Genomic DNA, 1705 nt, shown 5'->3' on the forward strand with positions numbered 1-1705 from the left:
GCCGATGGAGGCATAGGAGGGGATCAGGCCGATGGCAAACGTGCTCAACGACATGATCACGATGGTCGCCGCCAAAACCTTCTGCCGACCGTATTTGTCACCCAGCGCCCCGAAGAACAACCCGCCCAGAGGACGGATCAGGAAGGGCACCGAGAACGTCGCCAGCGCTGCGATCATCTGCACGCTGGGCGAGGCATCGGGGAAGAACACTTTGCCCAGGACATAGGCTACGAAGCCATAGACGCCGAAGTCGAACCATTCCATGGCGTTGCCCAGCGCGGCCGCGGTAATGGCCTTGCGCATCTTGGCGTCATCGACAATGGTGATGTCCTGCAGGCCAATGGGGCTGACCTTTTTTTTCCGTGATTTCATGGGAATTACTCTGCAACTGATCTGGGTATGCACCCTGGCCCCAGCGTCATGCGAGGGCGGGTGAGTGGGCCCGTTGGCCGAGCAGTCATTGCGCGGGTACGGGCTCTACAAGCTCAGATATAAAAGGACACTAAATAATTCAGTGGTGAGAGGTTATTTAGTGTGGGTGGCAGGCAGAGTGCCACCGGGATCAAAAACTGTATCGCGCCGTCACCATCACATTGCGCGGATCGCCATAGGAATCACCGCCGTACTGCACAGAATTGGCAATCGACTGGTAATACTTGCGATCAAAGATATTGTTGGCGTTGAGCTGCAGATCCAGATTGCGGTTGACCTTGTACCCAGCCATCAAATCGGTGACAGCGTACGCACCTTGTTTCAAGCGTGCGCCTGAACCGTCGAGCAAGGTGAGGTCGTTATACAGCCGGCTCTGCCAGGAGACATTGCCGCCCACTCGCAGTTTCTCCAGGGAGCCCTGGAAGCGGTAGACGGTGGACAATTTGAACAGGTGCTCTGGTGTGTCGGTGTCGAAGCGCTGATTCACATTCTGCGGATTGGCGTCATCCTTGATAGTGTGCACCCGCGCGTAGGTGTAGCCGCCGCCCACCTGCCAGTGCTCGGTCAATGCGCCTTGCAGTTCCAGATCGATACCTTGGCTGCGAACTTCGCCCGACGCGTCATAGCAGGTGGCCTGGTCGGCCTGGCACACGGTACGGTCGGTCACTTCCACGGCGCGGTTTTCCTGATCGACACGGAACAGGGCCGCACTGGCGTTCAATGCGCCATCGAAGTACTCGCCTTTGATGCCGATCTCGTAGTTCTTGCCCACAATGGGCCGCAGCGGCGTACCGGAAGAGCCTTCTTCACTCTGTGGGGTAAAGATGTCGCTGAAGCTGGCATAGACCGAGTGATGATCGTCCAGATCATAGATAAGGCCGGCGTAGCGGGTCACGTTGCGGGTGACCTTGTAATCGCCGGTGCCATCGCGGTTGTCGTAGTCATACCAATCCAGCCTTCCGCCCAGGATCAGTTTGAGGGGGTCGGCCAGGCTGATGCGAGTGGTCATGTACACTCCGTCCTGGGTGGTCACCGAACGGCTGTTGCTGGTATGCACGAAGTTTGGCTTGCCCGCGTTCAACGGCCAGTTCAAGTCGTAGGGGGCATAGTTGTGGTCGGTGTTGTCATAGATCCTGCGGCTGGCGCCCACCACCAGTTCGTGGGTGCGACCGAACGCTTCGAATGGGCCGCTGGCGAAGGCATCCAGACCGGCCTGGTTCTCGTCCGAAGATGACTGGTAGACCGTACGGCCCAGGGAATTGTCGCTGGCCCA

At 58.4% G+C, this 1705-nt stretch carries 1 protein-coding gene and 1 pseudogene (1 of these 2 cut by a window edge); both read right to left on the bottom strand.

Features of this window, described 5'->3' with window-relative positions:
- Positions 1 to 372, bottom strand: a 372-nt coding sequence (locus B3397_RS19700; protein ID WP_296253313.1) for an MFS transporter, incomplete at its 3' end; no start/stop codon positions are given.
- Positions 373 to 562: 190 nt separating this feature from the next.
- Positions 563 to 1705 (bottom strand): annotated as a pseudogene (locus B3397_RS19705) (TonB-dependent siderophore receptor); it runs 974 nt beyond the window's last position.

Source organism: Pseudomonas sp. UBA4194, assembly GCF_002379585.1.
Lineage (GTDB): Bacteria > Pseudomonadota > Gammaproteobacteria > Pseudomonadales > Pseudomonadaceae > Aquipseudomonas.